This is a genomic window from Flexithrix dorotheae DSM 6795 (assembly GCF_000379765.1).
In the GTDB taxonomy this organism is placed as follows: domain Bacteria; phylum Bacteroidota; class Bacteroidia; order Cytophagales; family Flammeovirgaceae; genus Flexithrix; species Flexithrix dorotheae.
In genome coordinates this window covers 313011-336862 of record NZ_KB903431.1, presented here as the reverse complement: position 1 = coordinate 336862, position 23852 = coordinate 313011, and the positions used below count along the sequence as shown (strand labels likewise).

Genomic DNA, 23852 nt, shown 5'->3' with positions numbered 1-23852 from the left:
TTACCAATCTATCTTTTAGCCATGAAACTTTTAACCTACATTATTTTAATGCTAATATTTTTTTCAGGATGTTATTCCCCTAAACCCAAAGGGAATAAAACTCTGGAAATAATAGAAGTTCCTCTATCTAAAGTTGAGATAAAGGATGATTTTTGGAATGGGAAAATTACCACAAATTCAAACGTTACCATCCCGGCAGTGCTGAATAGATTTGATGAAAATGGATACAAAGACAATTACATAAGTGCAGCAGGAAAAAGCTCCAGCGCCCACAGAGGACTGCCCTGGTCTGACTCTGAGTTATACAAGGTAATTGAAGGAATCGCTTATTTAAACTATCACTCAGATAATAAAACTTTAGTAAATGCAGGAGACACGCTTATAAAATCCTTTGGGGCCGCCTACCAATCAAATAATGACGCCTTACAAAAAGCTGCAGATTCCCTGATCAAATTATTTGAGGCTGCCCAGGACTCAAATGGCTATTTGCATACATTTCACATGACCAGACAAAGCCCCGAACCATGGGCCAGAAAAAAACCAGATCATAATTGGGCAGATATTGAAAACATGCATGAATTGTATTGTGCGGGGCACCTAATTGAAGGAGCTGTTGCCTATTATAAAACCACAGGAAAGAAAGCATTTTTGGAGGTTGCCATCAAATTAGCTAATCATATTAACCAGACATTTGGTCCGGGGAAGTTAGAAATTCCACCGGGACATCAGGAAATTGAACTTGGTTTGATTCAATTGTATCAGGTTACCCAAAACCCTCAATATCTAAACCTTGCCCACTATTTTTTAGAGGAAAGAGGGAATGGCAAAAATCACACACTCTTCATCAAAACGGATAAAGAAAGCGGGATAAAAGACCGGCATTACGCTCAGGACCACCTCCCTGTTTCTGAACAAATTGAAGCTAAGGGGCATGCCGTAAGAGCATTATACATGTACATTGCCATGGCTAAATTGCAACGCGAAATTGATTCTGTTAATTACCTCCCCACTTTGGAAATGGCATGGAAGGATCTGGTAGAAGGGAAAGTTTCCATCACTGGGGGTGTAGCCTCAGTGAAGCGACTGGAAAGCATTGCAGAAACCAATGAATTGCCCAATTTAGAAGCATATAATGAAACTTGTAATGCCATTGCTTTTTTGGTATTTAACCATGAAATGTTTCTGCTGACCGGAGATGTAAAATATCCAGATCTTATGGAGAGAATTTTATATAATGGTGCATTATCAGGCATTTCCCTGGATGGAAAATCATTTTCTTATTCCAATCCCCTGGCCTCGGACGGCAAACATAAATTCAACCTGAATAAATCAGCAGAAAGACTTGATTTTGAATTTGTAGCCTGTTGCCTGAGCAGTTTAACCAGATTCATTCCCTCTGTTCCAAAATACATTTATGCACAAAGAGGGAATGAAATTTTTGTTAATCAATTTATCGGAAGTGAGCTTTCCTTTAAAAATGAAAAAGGGACGGTAAAATTAAAACAGGAAACAGAATTTCCATGGAATGGCCATGCCGTGATCACGGTAACGGCTGAAACTTCACAGGAATTTCCCATCCATATCAGAATTCCTGGTTGGCTAAAAAACAAACCTATTATAGGTGGAGAAAGTATTTACCATTACACAGATTCTTCTCAGGCAAAAATTGAATTGAGAGTAAATGGCAAAGTACTGAACTATAATCATGAAGCGGCATTTATTACCCTCAATAAGAAATGGGAAACAGGAGATAAAATTGAATTAATTTTCCCCATGGAAATTAGAAAAATAGCCTGTGATGAAAAAATCGTAAGCAATCGCGGGAAAATAGCGATGGAAAGAGGACCACTTTTATACTGCCTGGAAGGCCATGATAATCCCTTTAATCTTTTGCAAATGGAATTAAAACCAGAAGATCAACTTAATACCAGCTTCAACAAGAAACTCCTAAAGGGAGTGCAAACCATTTCCGGAAAATGCTATGTAGACGACAATAAAACTGTCAACTTTTTGGCCATTCCTTATTTTAGCTGGTCGAACCGAGGTGCTGGTTCAATGCAGGTTTGGGTAAATGCCAATCAACCTTCCCTATAAAAAAACTCCTTCCAAAGCCAGGTTTGAAAGGAGTTTGATGGGGAATTATGAGTGACAAAATGTTTTCACTTATTTTCCGATATAGGGAAAAGTGACCGGATTTTCCTTTTCCGGGTAATAATTATTACTTCTGTCTATATCAGCCATTCTCATGGACATATCAATTTCAATAGTTTTTATTTTATCTGGAGATACCTCCAGGGTAAACTTATATTCCGGGTAAGTCCATGGCCAGCTTTCCAATTGTTTATTGGAAATACCATTAAATTCCTCCTGTTTTACTCCTCTCATTATTCTCAATGGAATATTAAACCTTTCTATTTTTCCATCAGTATATTCTACATAAACATCTACAGGCATGGGCATATTCCCAACCCTTTCCAGAACTATTGCGGTTCCATTTCCTTCAGATTCAACAGATTTCAAACCATAATCTATGGTATTGGTAGTACCAATCCATTGCTCCAGATACCAGTTTAATTCTATTTCTGACTCCTTCTCAAAAATTCTTAAAAGATCGATAGGCTTAGGGTGCTTAAATTTCCATTCATTATAAAACCGAAGCATAGCCTTATCAAAAGTAGATTTACCAATGATGTACTCCATTTGGCTTAAAAATAAAGCCCCTTTAGAATAAGATGAGACTCCATAAATACCATTTCTGGTATAGAAATCAGAATGGGTGGTGAGCGGCTCCTGCATCTCCATATCAACCAGCCTTTTGTAAGAAGAAAAGCTACCATAATGAGGATAAAACTTATTTTCATTAAATAATTTATCTTCAATTATATTGGAAGCATAACTAGTAAATCCTTCATCCATCCAGGCATATTTAGTTTCGTTGAAGGCAAAGATATGCTGAAACCAGCTGTGCATCGCTTCATGAACAGTCACCCCAACAAGGCTTGGTAATTTCCTATGTCCGGTAATCATGGTACACATAGCATATTCCATTCCTCCATCTCCTCCCTGAATCACCGAATATTGCTTATAAGGATATTTTCCATATAAACTCCCCGCCAATTCAAAATGCTTCTTAGTATATTCTGGAAGTCTTTCCCAGTTTTCCACCAATGTATCAGCCTGATAGAAAAAATGTAATTCCGGTCCATCTTCCATTTTTAAAATGGTGTGACGATAATCCGGATCTGCTGCCCAGGCAAAGTCGTGTACATTTGGGGCTACAAAGTGCCAGGTATGTTTCCCGTTTTTTCCTGGAAGTTTGTCCTGAATTCCATTGTAGCCATGACCAATTTTATCTCCATTTTGGAGGTAACCTGAACCGCCAATAGTGAAATTTTCATCAATGGTAATTTTCACATCAAAATCTCCCCATACGCCATGAAATTCCCTACCGATGTATGGATTCGCATGCCATCCTTCGTAATCGTATTCAGCCATTTTTGGAAACCATTGGGTCATGGTGTAGGCGATACCTTCTTTATTATCTCTTCCCGATCTTCTGATTTGCTTTGGAACCTGTCCTTTAAACTCCATTTTGAAAACCGACCTCTTTCCGGGCAATAATGGTTTGTCCAACTCTACTTCCAAAATAGTCCCCACCACTTTGTAGTTTAGGTCCTTTCCATCTTGCTTTAAGGAACTGATTTTCTGAAACCCAATCTCGTTTTCCTTAAGATGCAAAATCCTGTCTCTTACTCTTGGATCGGGATCTTTTATTGTTCTGGAACGAACATCCATCATACTCCCCGGTTGAAAAGCATTAAAAAACAAGTGATAAAAGACTCTTTTTAAAGTATCTGGTGAATTATTATAATAGGTCAGTTTTTGGTTTCCATCAAATTGATGAATGTTGACATCAAAATCAATTTCCATTTCATACTCTACCCTTTGCTGCCAGCCAAGGTCCTGAGCTTTTAGAAATGATAATTGACAAAAGATCAAAAAGTTGATTAATAGTATTTTTTTCATTGTTTCAAATTGTGATTGTTGCAGGTAATTTTCCATTAAATAGGAAAACTACTGTTTGTTGAAGATTTTTTCATTTAAAGTTAATACAAAAGGTATCTTTCCCTTTTCAGTGGCAAAAAAAGTAAAATGATTTAAAAAGTCCTGATATCAAGAATTTTAATTTCCGTAGGTTTATTATTCAGATAAAATTTGGCGCTTGAGAAAAGGTAATCTTTGGGAGAATCAACCAGACCAAGACTTACAGGTTTTTGATGAAGAAAATCAATTTTTTCCTTGATGGCATTTACATCTTCTAATGGTTCTTTTTCAAAAGTTGTATTCCAAACCCGATACCTTCTCTGGCCTTTTGCAATTTCAAGGCTGGCCACTACCTGAGTTTTTTTATCCACTTCAAGTAATCTGATAATTTCCTTTCGGGTGAGGGTTTTGAAATCGTCCAAATAACGGGAAAGTGCTTCTTCCTGAAGACCGGTGAGAATTAAATTAATCTGATTGGGTAAAAGGCAATAACCCATTACCCTGGTTTTGTATTTACTATTTAATACTGAAAGTCCATCAAAAGCAAGATTGTAATATTTTACATCCTCCAAAACCGCCAGGTCCTGGTTGGATTTAAGGCTTACTAAAAAACAGTTGTCTAACTTCACCTGGTTATGTTTAAGTACAAAATTTCCATAAAAGGAAATTACTAATCCTGAAAAAAGTCTCTGCCCGCTTTTGAGATCAGAGACAATTTCAGGATACAAATAAAATATTTCCAAATGTCATAATGAGGAAATCAGGGAATATTTTCTCAGTTTTCATTGTTTTTTTATCCCAGAACTACGCACAACAATTAAGTGAAGATGAAAAAACAATGTTTAAGCAGCCATTTTCGATATTTTCCTAATCAAGGCTCTCTTGGCTACTGGCATCAAAGATTCCTCCAGCGGACAGGGTACATTTGAATTTAATATAAATGCAGCCGGACTTGGAAGTGATTTATGCTTTTTAATTAATTGCAATTTTATATTTTCATAAGTAGTACCGATCCCTTTCCGCACAGTTTCCATAAAAGTGGTGCTGATGCCCCTAAATTTTTCATCTGCACTTTCGAAAATGGTAATTTTATAATTGTAAATCCTGGTCTCCTTCATCTTATATTCATTGACAAAAAGGTAGCCGTATTCAGGATAAATGGGCAAAATTCCCACTGGGGAAATTTCGATTTTGCTTTCAATTAATTCATACACTGTTTTCCCTTCTTCCAAAATTCCCTTTATTCTGGGCAGCGAATAGAAAATAATTTCCTCCAATACTTTCATCACTTCTCCATCCTGTACAATTTTTTCATAAGATACTTTAAGCTTGGCAAAATCAGCTTTTGAAATTTTTTGGGGGAAATTTTTGTACAAAAGCTGCTTATTCTCCTTTATGGACTGAAGGTTTTTGTAGTGAAAAACCAGATCGGTTAACCCCGGGTACAGCTTATGTCCTTCAAACTGTTTTTTCACATTCTGAAGGTAAGCAAGCAGCATATATTTCTTGTATTCAAAATCAATTAATCCAGTGGTTAGCCAATTGTCGTTTAGCTGTTTCATAGCACGAAAGGGTTTGGTTAAAAAATCAATTCAGTAAAAAGTTTCGGTAAATCCCTTGTTTTGGATTTTACGGATTCTAAAGCGGAAATGATTTTTTCCCTGATTCCGTAAAGCCGATTTCCCTAAGGTTTTGGAAAAAATAATGGAAAAGGACTTTTAATTTTTGCAGTTTAAATACCATAAGTACTTCCCCTAATTTAATAATAAACTCAATTTCTCAAAACATCTTATAGCATTTTAATGTGTATTTTCCTTTAAATCGACCAAAAAGCAGTGTTAAACCAAAAAACAACAGGATTTTTTTTCAAAAGGAAAAGTTGATTTTTGTAAAATAATGGCTATACCATGCTTCATCTTATTTAAAGATGATTGGTAATTTATTTATTCTTTTTCCTGCTGAATAAACTCCGGATTCAAGAATCATTTGTTTATTTGTAGCTTTGATTTAATTATTCAAATTACCAATAAACAATTAATACAACCTCAAAATGAAAACTCGCACCGCAAATATTATGATGGTTCGTCCATCATCTTTTGGCGTAAACCAACAAACAGCTGAAACCAATGCTTTTCAAAAAACAATTCCCAAACTGGATGATGACGAAATTCGGGATAAAGCCATTCAGGAATTCGACCACATGGTTCAAACCCTGAAGGCAAATGGAATTAAAGTGGCAGTAATTTTCGATTCAAAAGAACCTGAAAAACCAGATGCGATTTTCCCCAATAATTGGGTGACTTTTCAGGAAGACGGTACTGTTGTACTTTTCCCCATGTGCGCTCCCAACAGAAGATTTGAAAGAAGAAGAAGCATTCTTGATCTGATCGGCTCACAATTTGAAATCCTGAATGAAGTGGATTTAAGCCATTATGAAGAGGACAACATTTTTTTGGAAGGGACCGGAAGTATGGTTTTAGACAAAGCCAATAAAATTTGCTATGCCTGTATTTCAGAGAGGACATATCCTGAGCTTTTAAAGGAGTATTGTGAAAAATTCAGTTATAAACCCGTTATTTTCGAAGCCCTTGACGAACAGGATTTCCCTATTTACCATACGAATGTCATGCTATCTGTAGCGGATAAATTTGTAGTGGTTTGTCTGGACTCGGTGAAAAACCCTGAAGAAAAGGAAAACCTTGTAAGCCATTTCAAAAGCACCAATAAGGAGATCATAAATATTTCCTTTAGCCAGATGAAATCCCTTGCTGGAAATGTAATTGAACTGGAAAATGACAAAGGAGAAAATATTCTGGTAATGTCTGAACAGGCCCGGCAAAGCTTCAGAGAAGAGCAACTTCAAATTATCAATAAATTCGCTAAAATAGTGGCTGTTCCTATTCCCACAATTGAAAGAATTGGAGGAGGAGGAACCAGGTGTATGATCGCTGAAATTTTCCTTCCGGAGAAAAAGAATGGCTAATAAACCAAATGGGGAAAACCCAAGTAGGATTATTCCGTAAATATGTTCTTGAATTGCTAAACCAAATAAGCCCTTGTTTAAACTATAAATTTGTGAGTTTAATTGTTCCAGGTAAATTATGAAAGGCAGTTCCTTAAATGGTCGATTTTAATAAAATCTAAAATTTAAACAGGCTCTAAACAATTGAATTGCGGATTTTTTCTTTAATCCATAATTAATGCTATAATTGGATACTTTTTACTTGCTCACTAAAAGTTTATCAGTTTAATCACCAATCAATTTCTCACAGGTAATTGAATTTGAGAAAAATGCAATAACATCGGAAGTGAACTATTATTTAACCCAAAAATTCTCACCAAAAGGAAACTTAATGAGACATTTATTTATCTTATTAGCGCTGTCATTCATCAATTTTCATCTTTTTAGTCAGGATAACCCCCGGCTGGTAATCGATCCACAGGGACATTCAGCTATGATTAAAGATGTAATGTTTACCAAAGATGGTAAAACTTTAATTTCTGTTTCTGATGACAAAACCATACGGGTATGGAATACAACAAACGGAACCATAAGGAAAACCATTAGAGGCCAGATTGGAGCTGGTCCTTTTGGTAAATTAAATGCAGGAGCAATTTCCCCGGATGGCAACCTGATTGCTGTGGCTGGCTATCTTCCAAATGATGAAATTAGAATAATACATTTGGCCACCGGACAGCAAATTGCTACCCTTCTTGGACATGAAAACACTGTAACTGATCTTGATTTTTCGGGTGACGGGAAATTTTTGGCCAGTAGCGGAGGAGATAATAGTGTGAGAATCTGGAGTATCCCGGAATTGACCGGTAAGGATCAGTTTTCGCCAAATGATGAACCCCAATTGTTGAGTAGCTTTTCGGATCATACTGCTCCGGTATACGGTGTAGCCTTCGCTCCGAATGGAAAAAAAGTGGTTTCAGCCTCCTTCGATGGCACACTCAGGTTATATTATTTAACTCCTGAGGGTACTTCAGCAGCTCCTTCCAAATCCATGGCAGGGCAAATGGTAGACCACAGCGACAGGGTATATTGTGTGGATTTTTCACCTGATGGAAAATACATTGCCTCAGGAGGACTGGATGGAAAAATCCAACTTTGGGATAGTGATGGAAATTTTTACAATACCATTCAGGAACTTGGTCAGGAAATATTTACCATTTCCTTTTCTCATGAGATGAATAAACTGGTGGCCATGACTAAAGATGGTACCGTTTACGAAATCCCTTACGGACTTACCCTGGGTAAATTCACAAAACATGACAATACTGTAAGAGCATCCGCATTTGCACCTGTCAGAACTAAAGAAGGGGTGGAAATTATCGCCACCGCTGGAGGTTCTGACAATGAAATTTTTCTATGGAATGCCGAAGATGGAAAAGTGCTGCAACACCTGGAAGGCCAGGGACAGGCCGTTTGGACCGTGGGATTTGGCAATGAAAAAGAACTTGCCTTTGGAAATACCTATGCACCTAAAAATGTGGCTGACAGAGGACCATTCGAAAAATCATTCGATTTCAAAGAATTAAAGCTAAATCTTCAGCAAATTGATCCATCTAAATTTAAAAGAAGTAAAACTTCTGGTGGTGGGCTGTCTCTCAGGCAAACAAGTGAGTATTCTCTAAATTTTGGAAATGGAGCTAAAGTTACCAACACCGCCTCAAGCGGACGGATAATCAGATCTTATGCTGTAACTCCAAATGGACAGGTAGTAGTGGGAAGTGCAGGAGCCCTGAAACTTTATAACAGCTCAGGAAAAGAATTAAGAGAATTTGTTGGGCATACAGGCGAAGTTTGGTCCGTATCCATTTCAGATGACGGTAAAATTTTAACTTCAGCAAGTAATGATCAAACCATTAAGGTCTGGAATATTGATACTGGGGAAAACCTGGTGACTTTATTCATTGCCAAAGATAATGACTGGGTTTGCTGGACTCCCCAGGGATATTATACCGCCTCTGCCGGAGGGGAAAAGTACGTGGGATGGCATGTAAACCGAGGGGATGATAAAAGTGCAGAATTCTTCCCGGTAAAAACCTTTAGCAAAAAATATTTCAAACCAGAATTGGTAAAACTGACCATTGAACATGGTTCATTCGAAATTGCAAAAACGATTTATGGCCAAACCAATCAGGAAATTATTGTAGTAGAGGAAGAGGAAATTAAAGATTTATTACCGCCATCGGTGGAATGGTTAATTCCTTCAAAAGACTTTTTGGAAGTCAAAGAAAACAGAGTAAAAATTAAAGCCAAAGTCACTTCGGATTCCCCTATTACAAAAGTAGAAGTATATGTAGATGGAAGGCCTGTATCAAAAGGAAGAGGATTTAAGGTAGAACAAACCAATACCCCAACCAAAAAGTGGGTTGATTTTGATGTTCCACTGGTAAATGCTGAAAGTAGAATCCAGATTTATGCCGCCAATGAAAATGCGGAAGGAATTTCGGGTGAAAGAATTATAAGGGTTAAAAAAGAAAAAAGAGAAACAGATATCGTTGAGGAAGCTGAGGAACTGGAATTTGATGTGTTCGATTATATCGTAAAACCGAATCTTTATTTATTAAGTATTGGCATCTCTGATTTCACACAATCTGACTATAATCTGAATTATGCAGATGATGATGCCCATGCCATTTCTCAGGTTTTTAAAAATCGGAAAGATAAATTGTACGGAAATATCATTGTGAAAGAATTAGTGAATGAAAAGGCAACTAGACATAATATTTTAAATGAGTTTAGATGGCTGGAGGAAAATGCTACTCAAAAAGATTTAGTTGTCATTTTTATTGCCTCTCATGGTTTCAATGAGAAAAATCATTTCTATATTCTTCCACATGATGGAGATCCGGAAAATTTAAGAGAAACTGGTGTGGACTGGCAAAACTTCGCAGAAGTATTGGCTAACCTGCCTTCAAAAGTACTGATGCTGGTAGATGCCTGTCATAGCGGTCAGTTGGGAACTAATGTGGGATATGTAAACAATACAGAAGCTTTAAGAACAATGTCTTCTGTAGAAAATGGAGTAATAATAATGTCCGCTTCTACAGGAGATGAATATTCCCTGGAGAATACTGATTGGGGTCATGGAGCTTTTACTTTGGCACTGCTGGAAGGATTAGAAAAAGGTCAGGCGGATATATTTCCAGTAGACAAAACAGTATTTATTGATGAATTAAGTACTTATGTAAAACCAAGAGTCAGAAGTTTAACAAATAATCATCAAAATCCAACAATTCAAATCCCTAGTACAATAAGTACATTGCCAGTAGTCACTCTGGAGTAAAAAACAAATTCTTAAAATCAAAAAAGCCTGTAGTTTGGACTCACAGGCTTTTTTATTTACAATATACAATAATATAATCTCCAAATTTTTCACTGATCATTTCCACAGGAATGGTAATTTCATCTTTTATGATTTCCCCTGTAAATGCAGTTGCATTTGAGTTTTTTATCACTTTTAATTCCTTATTAAAAAACAATTGTTTTCTCCCATACAATTTATACATGGCTTCCTTCGCACACCAGTAAATGGTTAGTTCTTCATCCGACCAACAAGTATTATTCTTTTCAAAATCACTAAGAAATTTTTTAGCGACAAGCTGTATTCTGGGAGAGACCAACTCAATATCAATCCCGGTAGATTTTTTGGTATCAATAATGGCTATTGCGTAATCTTTACAGTGGGAAATGGACAAGTGAATATCCGAATCCAATAAAATCGCTTTATTAAATTCATCTTTGCTGATTCCTGCATAAGGAAGTTGATGAATTTCAAGTAGTTTCTGAATAAGAATTCTGCTGGCCAGCCATTGCTTTTGCTTCAGCTCAATATGAATGGCTGTAAAATCCTGATGATGGATGGCTTCGGGAAAAATGTCCAGTAAATCCTCTAATGTCTCCTCAATCTCCCACATACCCCAAAAAGTATGTTCACTAATCTGATGATGCCTTAATAAGGACATGAATTAAATTTTAAGCCTGTTATGGAAATAATGTCTGAAACTTTTATTTCGATAACCTGCTGGTATATTTCAATTGTATTTATAAAATGATTTATATCCCTTAAATCTTTGAGCAAAAAGGCTAATTTTGTTCATTCAATTTCACGATATTTTCATTTGTGCGCAAAGATAACCAACATGGCAAAAATAGAGGTAAAAAAGGTACATTCTTTCACTGGTCATAAAGATTGCATATATGCAATGGAGGCTTATACAGCCAACGAGTTTTTCACCAGTGGGTCGGATAAGCTGGTCGTGAAGTGGGATTTAAATGAACCAGACAAAGGAGAACTGATCGCTACGGTTCAAAACACGGTTTATGCTCTCAAATACCTTAAGGAATACAATCAACTATTGGTAGGGGAAAACTTCAGTGGTATCCACCTGATTGATATTGAAAATAAGAAAGAAATAAAATCTTTAAAACTCACTGAGGCAGCCATTTTTTCCATCCAATGGCACGAAGGGAAAATTTTTGTGGCCACAGGTGATGGAAAATTGATTGTAGTAGACTACCAGACTTTTTCAATTCTGAAAGAGATAGAACTCTCGGATAAATCTCTTAGGACAATGGCTGTTAATCCAGAAACCCAGGAAATCGCCTGTGGATTTAGTGACAATTTCATCAGGATTCTTGACCTAAATACATTTAACTTAAAGCATGAAATTGAGGCCCATAAAATCTCCGTTTTTTCCCTGACTTACAGCCCAGATTTCCAGATTTTATTAAGTGGAAGCAGGGATGCGCATCTCAAACTTTGGGAAGTCAATCAAAATTATCAGCTTAAGGATTCCATTGTGGCACACATGTTTACCATCAATGATATTTCCTACCGTGAAGATGGGAAATATTTTGCCACCTGCAGCAAGGATAAATCTGTAAAAGTATGGGATGGGGAAACTTTTCAATTGCTTAAAGTGATAGACAAAGCCAGACATGCGGGGCATGGCACATCCGTAAATAAGGTGGGATGGTTCGGAACTGGGAATACTGTAGTGTCATGTAGTGACGATAAATCTGTCTCTGTGTGGAAGGTTGAGTTTTAAAAGTTAACAAGGCCTTCACAACTTAATAACAGAACAATTGAAACAAATTCCTGAAATCTCTCGTTCTTCATTTCCCACTAAATGCGATAAATATGATATTATCCGGAAAAGAAATCGAGAATAGAATTGGCAAGGATATTTTCATTGAACCTTTCAACCAAAAGCAACTCAACCCGAATAGCTACAACCTCAAATTACATAAAGATTTACTGGTTTATAAGGCAGATGTGCTTGACATGAAACTGGCCAATGAAGTAGAAAAAATAGAAATACCAGAAGATGGATTTGTGATGCAACCCGGGAAGTTATACCTGGGCAGAACTGAAGAATTAACCAAGGCGGAAAATCATGTACCCATGCTTGAAGGAAGGTCTTCAATTGGCCGATTGGGAATTTTTATACATGTTACGGCCGGTTTGGGAAATGTTGGAGCCAATGGTTACTGGACACTTGAACTGGCCTGTATTCAGCCTGTAAAAATTTATGCCGGTGTGGAAATCTGTCAAATCTTTTTCCATGAAATGACTGGTGAGTTTGTCAAATACAATAGCTTAAAGTATCACAACAACAACGGTGTTCAACCAAGCCTGATTTACAAGGAGTTTTAAATTCAATAAAAATCATGAAAACGAAAAAGCCCCGGACTTAAATCCAGGGCTTTTCTTATTGAAAAAACTCAAACAAAGAATCAAGCCAATTCCGATAACTCCAGCCAACGCATGGTTTTTTCATCTATTTCTTCCATCAATTCCCCAATTTCCTCCGAAATTTCCTGCAAAGCAATATGATCGGTGACTTCACCAGAATTCATTTTTGCACTTAATTCTTCTTTTTTTAATTCCAGCTCTGGAATTTCTTTTTCCAGTGCCTCAAATTCTTTTTGTTCTTTGTAAGAAAGTTTCTTCTTTGAGTCCGAACCGGAAGCCTTTTTGGGCTGTGGAGCTTTTTTCTTTTCCTCTTTTTCTAATTTTTCCAACCGTTCTTTTTCATCCTCCATATCCCGGTATTCCAGGTATTTCCCATTAAAATCCCTTATTTCTCCATCTCCTTCAAAAACAAAAAGGTGATCGACCAATTTATCCATAAAATACCGATCGTGAGTCACCAGAATAAGACAGCCCTGGAAATTTAACAGGAAATCTTCCAATACATTAAGGGTAAGTAAATCCAGGTCATTTGTAGGCTCATCCAGAATCAAAAAGTTGGGGTTTTTCACCAGAATTGTCAACAAATAAAGCCTTCTTTTTTCCCCTCCGCTTAAAGTGGAAACTAAAGAATACTGTGTTTTTGGAGGAAACAAAAACAACTGCAAAAACTGAGAAGCAGTAAGGTTGCTTCCATCAGCAAGTGGAATCACTTCGGCAATATCAGTAACCACATCAATCACTCTTTTGCCATCTTCCAGCTTGATTCCCGCTTGCGTATAATAACCGAATACAATGGTTTCTCCATGATCGATAATTCCACTATCAGGTTTTTCCTTCCCGGTTAACATATTCAGAAAAGTGGACTTCCCTACCCCATTCTTACCCACAATACCAACCCGCTCTTTCCTTTTAAAAATGTAATTAAAATCATTGGTAATTCTCAGGTCTCCAAAGGATTTATTCAGGCCTTTTATTTCCATTACCTTCTTACCCATTCTGGCCATATTCACGCCCAATTGTAAACCTTCCTTCTTACCAGGGCCCTTGGCTTTTTCCTGCAAGTCATCAAATGCATCCACACGGTATTTTGCCTTGGTACCTCTGGCCTTTGGCATCCTTCTTATCCATTCCAGTTCCTTTCGCATCAGGTTTCTGGCCTTCTCCACTTCTTTGGTCATTTGCTGTTCCCTCTCCGATTTATTCTCCAGGTAATAACTGTAATTCCCTTTGTGTTTATAAACCCGTTCATCTTCTATTTCAATGATTTCCGTGCAGATTCTATCAAGAAAATAGCGATCATGTGTAACCAGAAACAAGGAAAGGTTTTGTTTGGATAAATATTCCTCCAGCCATTCAATCATGTCCAGATCAAGGTGGTTGGTAGGCTCATCCAGAATTAGAAAATCAGGTTCTTCAATCAGTACTCTGCTTAGGGCTACTCTTTTCTTCTGCCCTCCGGATAACAATTTCACATCCTGATCGAGATTGGAAATTTTAAGCTTATCCAAAATTTGCTTAACCTTCACTTCAAAGTCCCATGCATTCAAATTATCGACCTCACTTGTGGCCGAATTAAGCACATCAAGATTTTTATCGGATGGATCACTTTCGTATGCTTTTATGGCTTCCTCATATTGCTTGATGGCCTTTAGAATGGCATTATCCCCCTGAAAGATATAATCCATTACAAAGTTGATATTATCAAACGCTGGTTCCTGAGGGAGAAAAGCCACTGAAATATCTTTATTAATGACCACTTCGCCAGTATCAGCACTGTCCTGACCTGTAATAATTTTTAGTAATGTCGTTTTTCCAGACCCATTTCTGGCTACGAGAGCTACTTTTTGCCCTTTTTCTATACCAAAGGAAATATTTTCAAATAAGACCTTTTCTCCAAATGTCTTTGTCAGACTATCAACTGATAAATAATTCATGCGGCAAAATTAAGGAGAATTTCCTGAGATTGTATCTTTTCTTAAAGACCTATTATTAAATTTTGATTTTTGTAAAGGAGAAATTTCCTAAAAACTAATGTGTCTGTTTGTTCTTCAGCAATCTCACCTCTATCCAATAGTGAAAATCAAAATAGTCCAGCACCCGTTCAATTTCTGATTTTCCGGCTTTTGCAAATAAATCTTTCTTTAGTTTTTGTAATAATTCCGGAAAATGAGATTTTGGGGAAACAGACACTTTTGAGAAAAATTTTAGCAGAGTGTTTTCGAATGGCAAAAGCTTTCTATTCTTTTTTAAAAACCTTTTGGTAGCAATAACTGCATATTTTAACACCATAATATTTCCCAATTCAAAATGAATGGCCAGATTTAAAAACCTGGCATAGCTTAAAATATCCGATCTTTCAGCACCAAAATTTTCATTTAAAATGATATTGAGACAGGAAAGGGATTTTGAGAACTCCTTTTCCATAAAATAAAGATAAGAAAACTGATAATATAGTAGCAGCCGATAAGCCAATGGAACTGATTGCTTATGCTTTTCAATAAAAGCCTTTATTTCTCCAATTCGCTCCACCCCTTTTTCAAAGGCCTTAGTATCTCTGAGCAACTCCAATTCTATATTAAATATCTGAACATACCACCGGACCACAAATGAAGAATTAATCCTGAGGCCATAAGTAGTGGGTATTTGCTTGGCTTTCTCCAGTAAGGGTGGAATATAATCCAGTCTTTTCATTTGCAATAACATTCCAATCTGGTTACTTAGAGCAGTTGAATACACTTTAGGTTCATCTTTAATCCTTTCAGGCAATTTTTCAAGTAACAGACATAAGTTTTCGGCAAATTGGTAAGCCTTTTCCGGATCAGCCTTATAATAAGACTCCGTTTGCCTGATATAGTAATAAAGCACTTTTCCCTGAAGAAAATCCGGTTCCTTATCCAAAAGTTTGTTTTTCAAACTATAGCCCTGTCTGGTTCCGGCAATTCCTTCAAGCTCCTGAAAAATATTGTAAATATTTATGGTGATTCGCCATAGTTCATTTAATTCCCCTATCCATTCCAGAATTTTCCTTTCTTCCTTCAAAATCATATTAATATTTTCCTGCTCTTTTCCGGCCCCTCTGGTAGTCATCAGCAATTTCCTTTTCCAATTCAGGGCCTCAATGAGTAAAGGGAATTTTTCATAAGATTCAGCCAATCCTATAATTTTTTCAACCAGGGCTTCGCACTGAGGATATAATTCTTTGTGAAAAAGAATTTCCATTTCCTGGAGATAGCCAAGAATTAATAGATTTTTGGATGATTTTTGGTGGAAATTCCTGAGAGCCTTTAAAATCAAATCACGGAGATAGATTTTAGTGACATGAAGTTGTTTAATAAATTTTTCATCCTTGAATGCCGTTTTTATGGCCTGATCATCATCCTCATTTTGCTTTTGTATAAAATCGAAAAGCTTCAGGTAATTATGCTGACTTTCCTGCTGGCTTGTAAATAGCCGGAAATACCTTTTTTCAGGCTTTGATAAAGACTTTATCAATAAAAATAGATTACCTTTTTTTTGCATAGAAACTTAGAGAAGTTCATATTAAAATATATTCAGTATGAAATTAAAACATTTTTTCTCTTTTTAGAATCTTACGTTTTTATATTTTTTAGCTAAAAAACTTTTTAGTACTCACTTACATTTGAAGCATCATTTAATTTTTACAACTAAAAACTATTCAAAAAATGGCAAATGCAATTAATTGGTTCGAGATCCCATCATCCAACTACGAAAGAGCTTTAGACTTTTACGGAAAAGTGTTCGATGCGGAGCTGTATCAGCAAGATATTATGGGAATAAAAATGGCATTCTTACCCTGTGGTGAAGGAGAAGTAGGAGGAGCCGTTTGTTATGGAGACGGGAACAAACCATCGGAAAATGGAGCAAGAGTATATTTAAATGGTGGTGACGATTTAAGTACGCCTTTATCAAGAGTTGAATCTGCCGGTGGAAAGGTGGTATTACCTAAAACTAAAATATCTGATGAAATTGGCTATATGGCTACTTTTATCGATACGGAAGGAAATCAAATTTCTTTTCATTCACCTCATTAATCTTTAATTTGTAATCAGAGTCCAGACTGAGGAAATAAAAAAAGCACAGCTCGTTCATTTCTGAACTTGGAGCTGTGCTTGTGATCCCGCTGGGATTCGAACCCAGGACCCTCTCCTTAAAAGGGAGATGCTCTACCAGCTGAGCTACGGAATCTAATATCTTCTTAATTTAGTGCCCACGAGAAGATTCGAACTTCCACGGGCGTTAGCCCACCACCCCCTCAAGATGGCGTGTCTACCAATTCCACCACGTGGGCAGTAAAAAAATCAAGATTGAGAATTCAAATGAAAAACACCAAACTCCCATACTTTTTTTTATTTTCCTGCATCAAATGACACAAAAAAAAATTTCGAAAGATTTTCTCCAACTTCACTTCCCTTTTCAGGATTTTCATTAATTTCACGATCTTTCGAATCAGCTGTGATCCCGCTGGGATTCGAACCCAGGACCCTCTCCTTAAAAGGGAGATGCTCTACCAGCTGAGCTACGGAATCTAAAAGGATATTGGATTTTGTCCTCTCCTTTGCGTTATTTGCGGTGCAAAACTAATATTAAATACATTCAATGCAAAAAAAAATCAAAAAATTATTCTGTTTGATGTCAATTTTATTTTTGACCACATTCTTTCGGACCATATCCGCGCCCTCAAACCCCAAATTAATAGAAGGAGATTCTCTTTTCAACCAAAATAAATTTCAGGAAGCATTCACTATTTACAATAATATATTAGAAGAAAATAGACAGTTCTCTCCAAAAATGTTGTTAAAAATGGCATTTATAAAAGAGAATGAAGGCGATTTTACCAATACTTTATACTACCTGAATTTGTATTATTTATTCAAAGCAGACAAAAAAGTTTTGGATAAAATGATGGATTTAGCATCGGATAATGAACTAAAAGGATATAAGTTTACCGATGCGGAATTCTTCTATGCTTTTTTTCAGGCAAACCTGTATTACGTTTTTGGAGGAGTCTTAGCCACTTTCTTGTTTTTACTGGTGTTGATCATTAAAAACAAAATAAATAAAAGAGACGTCCTGATACCCTCCATTTTTCTAACTTCTTTTATAGCCTTGTTCTTCTTCACTATAAATTTTGGTTTAGATTCCCATAAAGGGATAATTACCAATGACAATACTTTTTTAATGGATGAACCTTCAGCCGGGGCAAACCTTGTAGAAAAAGTAGGAAAAGGGCATCGGGTAGAAATACTATCAAAAAATGATATTTGGTATGAGATACTCTGGGATAAAGAAAAAGTGTATATTAGGGAAAACAATCTGGCTTTGATCAATTAAGCCGAAAGAATTAGGGTTACCTTATTTTTTGAAAAAGAATTCTGAACGGGGGCGCATTTTTTCTCCCCCCTTTAGAATTGAGTTTGCCTGAGTTTGGAGCCTACAGAAGCTAATACTCCACTGTATCCAATTCTGCACCTTCCTTGTACATAATTTTCAGCATCCAGTTATGGTATAGTTTGTATTCCTCTTCACTTCGGTAATATAATTCAAAACTACAGCCATCTTTAGTGAACCCTTTGATAATCCAGGCAATATTTGCCCATTCATTTGACGGGGCTTCAAAAGGGGCTTCACTAACCAGCTTATCCCGATGATAAATTTTTATATTCACGATAGGAAATAATAAAAATTAAGTAGAAAAACAGTTAGTAATGACGGAAGGTTAAAGAAAGGAATATTTGGTTATGGTAAAAAACTAATGAAAATAGTTTTTACAGACGAAAGTTGTAAAATAGAAAAGTAAATTCCAACCAATTCACAAAATGTAAACTATAAATTAATCTTTGTATAATAAAAAAGGTGTCCAATCAAACTTGAACACCTTTCAAAAAACATTGCGCTAAAACTTAGTCTACTGATTTAACAGTTTTGATAATTCTAGCAGCAGCTTTGTAAGGATCAGCATTAGAAGCAGGTCTTCTGTCTTCTAACCATCCTTTCCATCCGTTTTCTACAGTAGCAATTGGAATACGGATAGAGGCCCCTCTATCTGATACACCAAAGCTAAACTGATCTATGCTTTGAGTTTCGTGCTTACCAGTTAATCTCATATGGTTATCAGCACCGTAAACTGCAATATGCTCTTTAACTACCGGAGCGAAAGCTGAACATATTTTCTCATAAACTTCTTTAGAACCACAAGTTCTTAATACTTCATTTGAGAAGTTAGCATGCATTCCTGAACCGTTCCAGTCAGTGTCACCAAGTGGCTTTGGATGCCAGTTGATAGATAAACCATACTTCTCAGCAGTTCTTTCTAAAAGGTATCTTGCAACCCAAATTTCGTCACCTGCTTCTTGTGCACCTTTTGCAAAACACTGAAATTCCCACTGTCCTGCAGCAACTTCGGCATTAATTCCTTCTACATTCAAACCAGCTTCAATGCAAAGATCTAAGTGCTCTTCAATAATTTCTCTTCCGTAAGCATTTTTCGCACCAACAGAGCAGTAATATGGTCCCTGAGGAGCAGGATAACCACCTGATGGGAAACCAAATGGAAGATCTGTAGCTGGATCCCACAAGAAATACTCTTGCTCAAAACCAAACCAGAAGTCATTATCATCATCATCAATAGTAGCTCTTCCATTAGTTTCGTGAGGAGTTCCATCAGCATTTAAAACTTCAGTCATCACCAGGTATCCATTTTTTCTGGCTGGGTCTGGGTAAATAGCAACTGGTTTCAATAAACAGTCAGAAGAACCTCCTTCTGCCTGCTCAGTTGAGGAACCATCAAAAGACCACATAGGGCAATCTTCTAATTTTCCGCTAAAATCCTTTACTATTTTAGTTTTACTTCTCAAACTTTGAGTTGGCTTGTATCCGTCTAGCCAAATGTACTCTAACTTTGCTTTTGTCATTCTGTAGCTATTTTTACTTTGATTTTACAATTTGATGGTCTTATAATTACCCAAAATTATAAAAATCTCTGTAATATTTAATTATTTAGGTTAAAAATATAACTATTTTTAGTCGAATCAATATTTCTCTAGTTAAAACCGTGTTATTTTTACAAAATCATCAATAAATAAGGCTGATAATTACTATTTTATTAATTAATTGCTAAATATTCAACTAAAATCATAACCGAATTAACAGTTTGCTTAAACTCTTTTTTTAATTGCACCATGTATCTTATATGATAGCCGGAGACAATTTTTCCTCCTTCCCTCAGGAAGCCCTACCTCAATATCTAGGCACACGAGGCTTTTTAAGTAGTTTTTTTTAACAAAAAATTCCCAATACAAATATCAAAAATGGTATTTTATAGAAAAAAAATTACTTTTATGAGAATTTATTGCTAATATTGTAAACATCTCATTTACATTTTAATAGCTGCATTTTTTAGACAAAACTATATTTATAATGTACTTTGGAAAAAACCTCAGATTTTTAAGAGAAAAACACGGAAAGCCAAGCCAGGAAAAGCTGGGAATGAAGCTTGGCCTTACCAGAAGTGCAATAAGTTCTTATGAAGATGGCCGAGCAGAAGCCAAGTATGAAATACTTAACCGCATATCCAAATATTTCAATATTACTGTTGACCAGCTATTAAATGTGGATCTGTCAAAACTGGATGAATCGGAAATAAAGCAACAAAAAGAAACCGATAAATATGTAAAAGCAGAAAATTTGCGAATTCTGGCTATTACCACCGACCAAAGTGATAATGAAAACATTGAATTGGTTCCTATTAAAGCTTCAGCCGGGTATACAGCCGGTTACGCAGACACCGAATACCTGAGTGAGTTGCCAAAGTATCAGTTACCTTTTCTACCAAAAGGCAAAACCTACAGGGCATTTGAAGTAAAAGGAGATTCAATGCTTCCTCTTAAGCCCAAAAGCATTGTGGTAGGAGAATTTATTTCCGACTGGAATTCCATAAAAGACGGGCAGGTTTGTGTGGTAGTAGTAAAAAATATGAATGAAGGGATAGTTTTAAAGAAGATTTACAACAGGGTTAAATCTGAGAGTAAATTCATTCTTAAATCATCAAATATTAATTACCCTTCTTACGAAATTCCCGCAGAGGATGTAATTGAGGTTTGGAAATTTGCCGCATTTATCAGCAAAGAATTTCCTGAAGAAAATCATACAGTGTCAGAATTAAAAGAGGCGTTCTGGAGACTTGAAGATGATATCAGAGAGATAAAGGAAAATCAAAACAACCCTTCTTTTTAAGCAAAATCCCCAACTACATTCATTTTATTAATAAATGCCAGTTTGATTCAAGGTTCTTTCAGACTGGCTTTCTTTTTACCATCCGAGGTTAACTTCTATTAGCAATTTAGGAGACTGTCCTGCCTAACAATCCATTTTTCTACCCGTATATTTCCACAAATTGATTGAAGTATTTTTTGCTTTTACCAAATAGTGAAAGAATTTTTATAAAACTAAAATCAATATCCAATCTTAGGATTAAAAATTCAATTTTAGTAAATTAATTAAAACTAACCAGATTAATAAGATGGTCTCCAATATTAAATTGATTCTCGCATTATTTCTACTAACTTTTTCCCTATATTCCTTCGGACAAAGTGATCCATTTATCGGAAGCTTTTCCAATGGACAAATTACTATTCAGTTTACGGAATCTGCTGGAAATTATGCAGGATTTGTAAAAAGTCAGGAAGGAAGTTTCAACCTGGTTGCCAAATCCTATGACCAGAAATCCATTCAGGGTACATACAATTATTTTGGCACTAACATCCCATTTTCGGGAACCATACAGGGAAATACATTAAGCATTTATAGTGAAGGGCAATCCATTAATTTACAAAAACAAACAGATCCCAATTTAAACCCGTCAAATAATATTTCTTCAAATCAAAATACTATAGGCGCCACCCGAAATGATGAATGGGGAATTTCATTCAATCCTCCAGCCGGCTGGAGTTCGCAAACTGGTGAAGGTGGATATACATTCGTATCGCCAGATCAAAGAAGTCTGATTTTTCTTATACCCAATCAGGAAGCTAAAACTATTGACCAATTAAAGGTTGCGGCACGTCAGGGCATTATGGATCAAAATATTAGATTTAATATTTCGGGTGAACCAAAATTATTTGGAACGAATGGAATTTCAAGTGAGTTTGAAGGTATGTTTAACCAAAGACAAGCCAAATGTTTTGCCATCGGCATCCTTTCTCCGTTTGGCATTGGAGCCACCATTCTGGCCATAAGTGAAACCAAGGACTACAATGAAGATTTAAAAAATACAGCTACACAACATGCAAAAAGTATTAGTTTTTACCAACCAAAGGTTGCTGTGGACCCCTCAGGCAATGTGGCAGACTGGCAGCAATACTTAAAAGGCAGGAAACTAGAATATTATAAGACTTCAACTGGGTTCACTGACCACATTATTTTCTGGCTGTGTAGTGATGGTTCCTTTGCCAGAAAGGATGATACCAGTAGTTTTTCAAGTGGCGCAGTGTCCAGTTTTTCTGGTGTGGCCAACAGTAATAATGCAGGCCGATGGAGTGCAAATGGAAGTGGCAATACCGGGACACTAATCCTACAATATAATGACGGATCATCTGCCAGCTATCAGGTGGAACTTCGGGATGGAAAATTTTACATGAATGGCAGAAAATATTTCAGAGTAAAAAATGACAGATGCCAATAGTTTTTTTTTAGGGTAATTTTTATTACTTTTGTTATGCATGCATAATAAATTACTATGCGTTAATCTGACATAATTACAACCACAATTATTAAAACAAATTCAGCTGATAACCTTTTCTGGTTATTAGCTGTTTTTAATTAATACCGCATCATTCATAAAATAACCAAAACAACATTCATATGGACTTTAATTTTTCAGAAGAACAATTAGCTGTCAGGGATGCCGCAAGAGATTTCGCCAAGACAGAATTATTAGCGGGTGTAATAGAAAGAGATGAAGAGCAAAAATTCCCATTGGAACAAGTAAAAAAAATGGGAGAACTTGGTTTTCTAGGCATGATGGTAGATCCCAAATACGGTGGGGGTGGAATGGATACCGTTTCCTATGTACTAGCCATGGAAGAGATTTCAAAAATAGATGCCTCCGCTTCTGTTTGCATGTCTGTGAACAATTCACTGGTTTGCTGGGGACTTGAAAAATATGGAACCGAGGCACAAAAAGAAAAATACCTCACTCCATTGGCAAAAGGTGAAATTTGGGGTGCATTTTGTCTCTCTGAGCCAGAAGCCGGTAGCGATGCAACCTCCCAAAGAACCACGGCTGAAGATAAGGGAGATTATTATTTACTAAACGGAAACAAAAACTGGATTACTAACGGCAATACAGCCTCTGTATATCTGGTCTTTGCCCAAACTGATAAAGAGAAAAAACATAAAGGAATCAATTGTTTAATACTTGAAAAAGGGCAGGAAGGATTTATTGTTGGGAAAAAAGAAAATAAGCTGGGCATAAGAGGCAGTGATACTCATTCACTTGGATTTACCGATGTAAAAGTGCCAAAGGAAAACCGGTTGGGCGAGGATGGAGAAGGATTTAAAATTGCCATGAAAACCCTGGATGGTGGCAGAATAGGGATAGCCTCTCAAGCTTTGGGGATAGCCTCCGGAGCGTTGGAACTTGCTATTCAATATTCAAAAGAACGAAAAGCTTTTGGAAAACCAATCCATCAGCATCAGGGAATTGCCTTTAAGTTATCCGAAATGGCTACAAATATAGAAGCCGCCAGAATGCTGTGTTTACAAGCCGCTTTTTTGAAAGATCAGGGAAAAGATTACTCCAAGGCCAGTGCCATGGCTAAGCTTTTTGCTTCAAAAATAGCGATGGAATCCACTGTGGAAGCCGTTCAAATTCATGGTGGATATGGATTTGTAAAGGAATATCATGTAGAGCGATTGATGAGAGATGCTAAAATTACCCAGATTTATGAAGGTACTTCTGAAATTCAAAAAATAGTCATTTCCAGAGAATTGATGAATGATTGATCCCCCGGGTAAAAATATTAAACCTATAAAAAAATAAAAGACCAAAAGTATTCTGCTGTTGGTCTTTTTTTGTGA

Annotated in this window: 18 protein-coding genes and 3 tRNA genes; 10 read left to right on the top strand and 11 right to left on the bottom strand. The window is 36.4% G+C overall.

All coding sequences use genetic code 11. From position 1 onward, the window contains the following. Positions 1-48: 48 nt before the first annotated feature. The gene (locus tag A3EM_RS41610) at positions 49-2094 is read left to right on the top strand and encodes a glycoside hydrolase family 127 protein (RefSeq protein WP_169513328.1); all 2046 of its coding nucleotides are present in this window, start codon (positions 49-51) and stop codon (positions 2092-2094) included. A gap of 69 nt (positions 2095-2163) precedes the next feature. Here the strand turns inward: A3EM_RS41610 and A3EM_RS0105310 are convergent, their stop codons facing one another. From A3EM_RS0105310 to A3EM_RS0105300, 3 genes are all read right to left on the bottom strand, one after another. Beyond that, positions 2164-4026: a M1 family metallopeptidase gene (locus A3EM_RS0105310; protein WP_044237619.1), complete on the bottom strand. Its 1863-nt coding sequence runs from the start codon at positions 4024-4026 to the stop codon at positions 2164-2166. A gap of 131 nt (positions 4027-4157) precedes the next feature. After that, positions 4158-4673 (bottom strand): hypothetical protein, encoded by a 516-nt coding sequence (locus tag A3EM_RS0105305; protein ID WP_169513327.1) that lies wholly within the window; start codon positions 4671-4673, stop codon positions 4158-4160. A gap of 213 nt (positions 4674-4886) precedes the next feature. Next, entirely contained in the window at positions 4887-5606 is a 720-nt protein-coding gene (locus A3EM_RS0105300; RefSeq protein WP_020527134.1) for a hypothetical protein, read from the bottom strand. 488 nt (positions 5607-6094) lie between these two features. On the opposite strand from A3EM_RS0105300, the gene ctlX reads away from it, so the two are divergent. Both ctlX and A3EM_RS0105285 read left to right on the top strand, forming a co-directional pair. Beyond that, positions 6095-7027, top strand: a complete 933-nt coding sequence (gene ctlX / locus A3EM_RS0105290) for a citrulline utilization hydrolase CtlX (RefSeq protein WP_020527132.1) — start codon at positions 6095-6097, stop codon at positions 7025-7027. Between the two features lie 370 nt (positions 7028-7397). Next, entirely contained in the window at positions 7398-10343 is a 2946-nt protein-coding gene (locus A3EM_RS0105285; protein ID WP_020527131.1) for a caspase family protein, read from the top strand. Positions 10344-10395: 52 nt separating this feature from the next. Here the strand turns inward: A3EM_RS0105285 and A3EM_RS41605 are convergent, their stop codons facing one another. Then, positions 10396-11022: a 4'-phosphopantetheinyl transferase family protein gene (locus tag A3EM_RS41605; protein ID WP_020527130.1), complete on the bottom strand. Its 627-nt coding sequence runs from the start codon at positions 11020-11022 to the stop codon at positions 10396-10398. Positions 11023-11199: 177 nt separating this feature from the next. Between A3EM_RS41605 and A3EM_RS0105275 the strand changes: the two genes are divergently transcribed. Both A3EM_RS0105275 and dcd read left to right on the top strand, forming a co-directional pair. Beyond that, positions 11200-12108 carry a WD40 repeat domain-containing protein gene (locus A3EM_RS0105275; RefSeq protein WP_020527129.1) on the top strand — a complete coding sequence of 303 codons (909 nt, stop codon included), beginning with the start codon at positions 11200-11202 and terminating at the stop codon, positions 12106-12108. 92 nt (positions 12109-12200) lie between these two features. Further along, positions 12201-12716, top strand: coding sequence for a dCTP deaminase (dcd, locus tag A3EM_RS0105270; protein WP_020527128.1), 516 nt, complete (start codon positions 12201-12203; stop codon positions 12714-12716). 80 nt (positions 12717-12796) lie between these two features. Here dcd and A3EM_RS0105265 read toward each other — a convergent pair whose 3' ends face one another. Continuing rightward, complete coding sequence (locus A3EM_RS0105265) at positions 12797-14689, bottom strand: ABC-F family ATP-binding cassette domain-containing protein (protein ID WP_020527127.1); 1893 nt, start codon at positions 14687-14689, stop codon at positions 12797-12799. A 94-nt stretch (positions 14690-14783) separates the two neighbouring features. After that, the gene (locus A3EM_RS0105260; protein ID WP_020527126.1) at positions 14784-16274 is read right to left on the bottom strand and encodes a hypothetical protein; all 1491 of its coding nucleotides are present in this window, start codon (positions 16272-16274) and stop codon (positions 14784-14786) included. 164 nt (positions 16275-16438) lie between these two features. On the opposite strand from A3EM_RS0105260, the gene A3EM_RS0105255 reads away from it, so the two are divergent. Beyond that, positions 16439-16807 (top strand): VOC family protein, encoded by a 369-nt coding sequence (locus tag A3EM_RS0105255; RefSeq protein WP_020527125.1) that lies wholly within the window; start codon positions 16439-16441, stop codon positions 16805-16807. Between the two features lie 81 nt (positions 16808-16888). Here the strand turns inward: A3EM_RS0105255 and A3EM_RS0105250 are convergent. The 3 genes from A3EM_RS0105250 to A3EM_RS0105235 all read right to left on the bottom strand — a co-directional run bounded on the left by A3EM_RS0105250 (position 16889) and on the right by A3EM_RS0105235 (position 17302). Next, a tRNA-Lys gene (locus A3EM_RS0105250) sits at positions 16889-16961 on the bottom strand. Between the two features lie 19 nt (positions 16962-16980). After that, positions 16981-17064, bottom strand: a tRNA-Leu gene (locus tag A3EM_RS0105245). Between the two features lie 165 nt (positions 17065-17229). After that, positions 17230-17302, bottom strand: a tRNA-Lys gene (locus A3EM_RS0105235). 274 nt (positions 17303-17576) lie between these two features. On the opposite strand from A3EM_RS0105235, the gene A3EM_RS45540 reads away from it, so the two are divergent. Then, complete coding sequence (locus tag A3EM_RS45540; protein ID WP_157637747.1) at positions 17577-18107, top strand: hypothetical protein; 531 nt, start codon at positions 17577-17579, stop codon at positions 18105-18107. A 109-nt stretch (positions 18108-18216) separates the two neighbouring features. On the opposite strand, the gene A3EM_RS0105225 is transcribed toward A3EM_RS45540, so the two are convergent. Beyond that, positions 18217-18441, bottom strand: coding sequence for a hypothetical protein (locus A3EM_RS0105225; protein WP_020527123.1), 225 nt, complete (start codon positions 18439-18441; stop codon positions 18217-18219). Positions 18442-18676: 235 nt separating this feature from the next. Beyond that, positions 18677-19687, bottom strand: a complete 1011-nt coding sequence (locus A3EM_RS0105220) for a glutamine synthetase beta-grasp domain-containing protein (RefSeq protein WP_020527122.1) — start codon at positions 19685-19687, stop codon at positions 18677-18679. 505 nt (positions 19688-20192) lie between these two features. Between A3EM_RS0105220 and A3EM_RS0105215 the strand changes: the two genes are divergently transcribed. The 3 genes from A3EM_RS0105215 to A3EM_RS0105205 all read left to right on the top strand — a co-directional run bounded on the left by A3EM_RS0105215 (position 20193) and on the right by A3EM_RS0105205 (position 23777). After that, a complete protein-coding gene (locus A3EM_RS0105215; protein ID WP_020527121.1) occupies positions 20193-21008 on the top strand; it encodes an XRE family transcriptional regulator in 816 nt (271 codons plus the stop codon). 304 nt (positions 21009-21312) lie between these two features. Next, entirely contained in the window at positions 21313-22455 is a 1143-nt protein-coding gene (locus A3EM_RS0105210; RefSeq protein ID WP_169513326.1) for a hypothetical protein, read from the top strand. A gap of 179 nt (positions 22456-22634) precedes the next feature. Continuing rightward, positions 22635-23777 carry an acyl-CoA dehydrogenase gene (locus tag A3EM_RS0105205; RefSeq protein WP_020527119.1) on the top strand — a complete coding sequence of 381 codons (1143 nt, stop codon included), beginning with the start codon at positions 22635-22637 and terminating at the stop codon, positions 23775-23777. Positions 23778-23852: the final 75 nt, after the last annotated feature.

Excerpts from the sequence above, each read along its gene's own strand:
- A3EM_RS45540 (WP_157637747.1), top strand. The coding sequence starts at position 17,577 with ATGGCATTTATAAAAGAGAATGAAGGCGATTTTACCAATACTTTATAC.
- A3EM_RS0105275 (WP_020527129.1), top strand. The coding sequence starts at position 11,200 with ATGGCAAAAATAGAGGTAAAAAAGGTACATTCTTTCACTGGTCATAAA.
- ctlX (WP_020527132.1), top strand. The coding sequence starts at position 6,095 with ATGAAAACTCGCACCGCAAATATTATGATGGTTCGTCCATCATCTTTT.
- A3EM_RS0105265 (WP_020527127.1), bottom strand. The coding sequence starts at position 14,689 with ATGAATTATTTATCAGTTGATAGTCTGACAAAGACATTTGGAGAAAAG.
- A3EM_RS0105300 (WP_020527134.1), bottom strand. The coding sequence starts at position 5,606 with ATGAAACAGCTAAACGACAATTGGCTAACCACTGGATTAATTGATTTT.
- A3EM_RS0105255 (WP_020527125.1), top strand. The coding sequence starts at position 16,439 with ATGGCAAATGCAATTAATTGGTTCGAGATCCCATCATCCAACTACGAA.
- A3EM_RS0105285 (WP_020527131.1), top strand. The coding sequence starts at position 7,398 with ATGAGACATTTATTTATCTTATTAGCGCTGTCATTCATCAATTTTCAT.
- A3EM_RS0105215 (WP_020527121.1), top strand. The coding sequence starts at position 20,193 with ATGTACTTTGGAAAAAACCTCAGATTTTTAAGAGAAAAACACGGAAAG.
- A3EM_RS41605 (WP_020527130.1), bottom strand. The coding sequence starts at position 11,022 with ATGTCCTTATTAAGGCATCATCAGATTAGTGAACATACTTTTTGGGGT.
- A3EM_RS41610 (WP_169513328.1), top strand. The coding sequence starts at position 49 with ATGCTAATATTTTTTTCAGGATGTTATTCCCCTAAACCCAAAGGGAAT.
- A3EM_RS0105205 (WP_020527119.1), top strand. The coding sequence starts at position 22,635 with ATGGACTTTAATTTTTCAGAAGAACAATTAGCTGTCAGGGATGCCGCA.
- A3EM_RS0105310 (WP_044237619.1), bottom strand. The coding sequence starts at position 4,026 with ATGAAAAAAATACTATTAATCAACTTTTTGATCTTTTGTCAATTATCA.
- A3EM_RS0105220 (WP_020527122.1), bottom strand. The coding sequence starts at position 19,687 with ATGACAAAAGCAAAGTTAGAGTACATTTGGCTAGACGGATACAAGCCA.
- dcd (WP_020527128.1), top strand. The coding sequence starts at position 12,201 with ATGATATTATCCGGAAAAGAAATCGAGAATAGAATTGGCAAGGATATT.
- A3EM_RS0105260 (WP_020527126.1), bottom strand. The coding sequence starts at position 16,274 with ATGCAAAAAAAAGGTAATCTATTTTTATTGATAAAGTCTTTATCAAAG.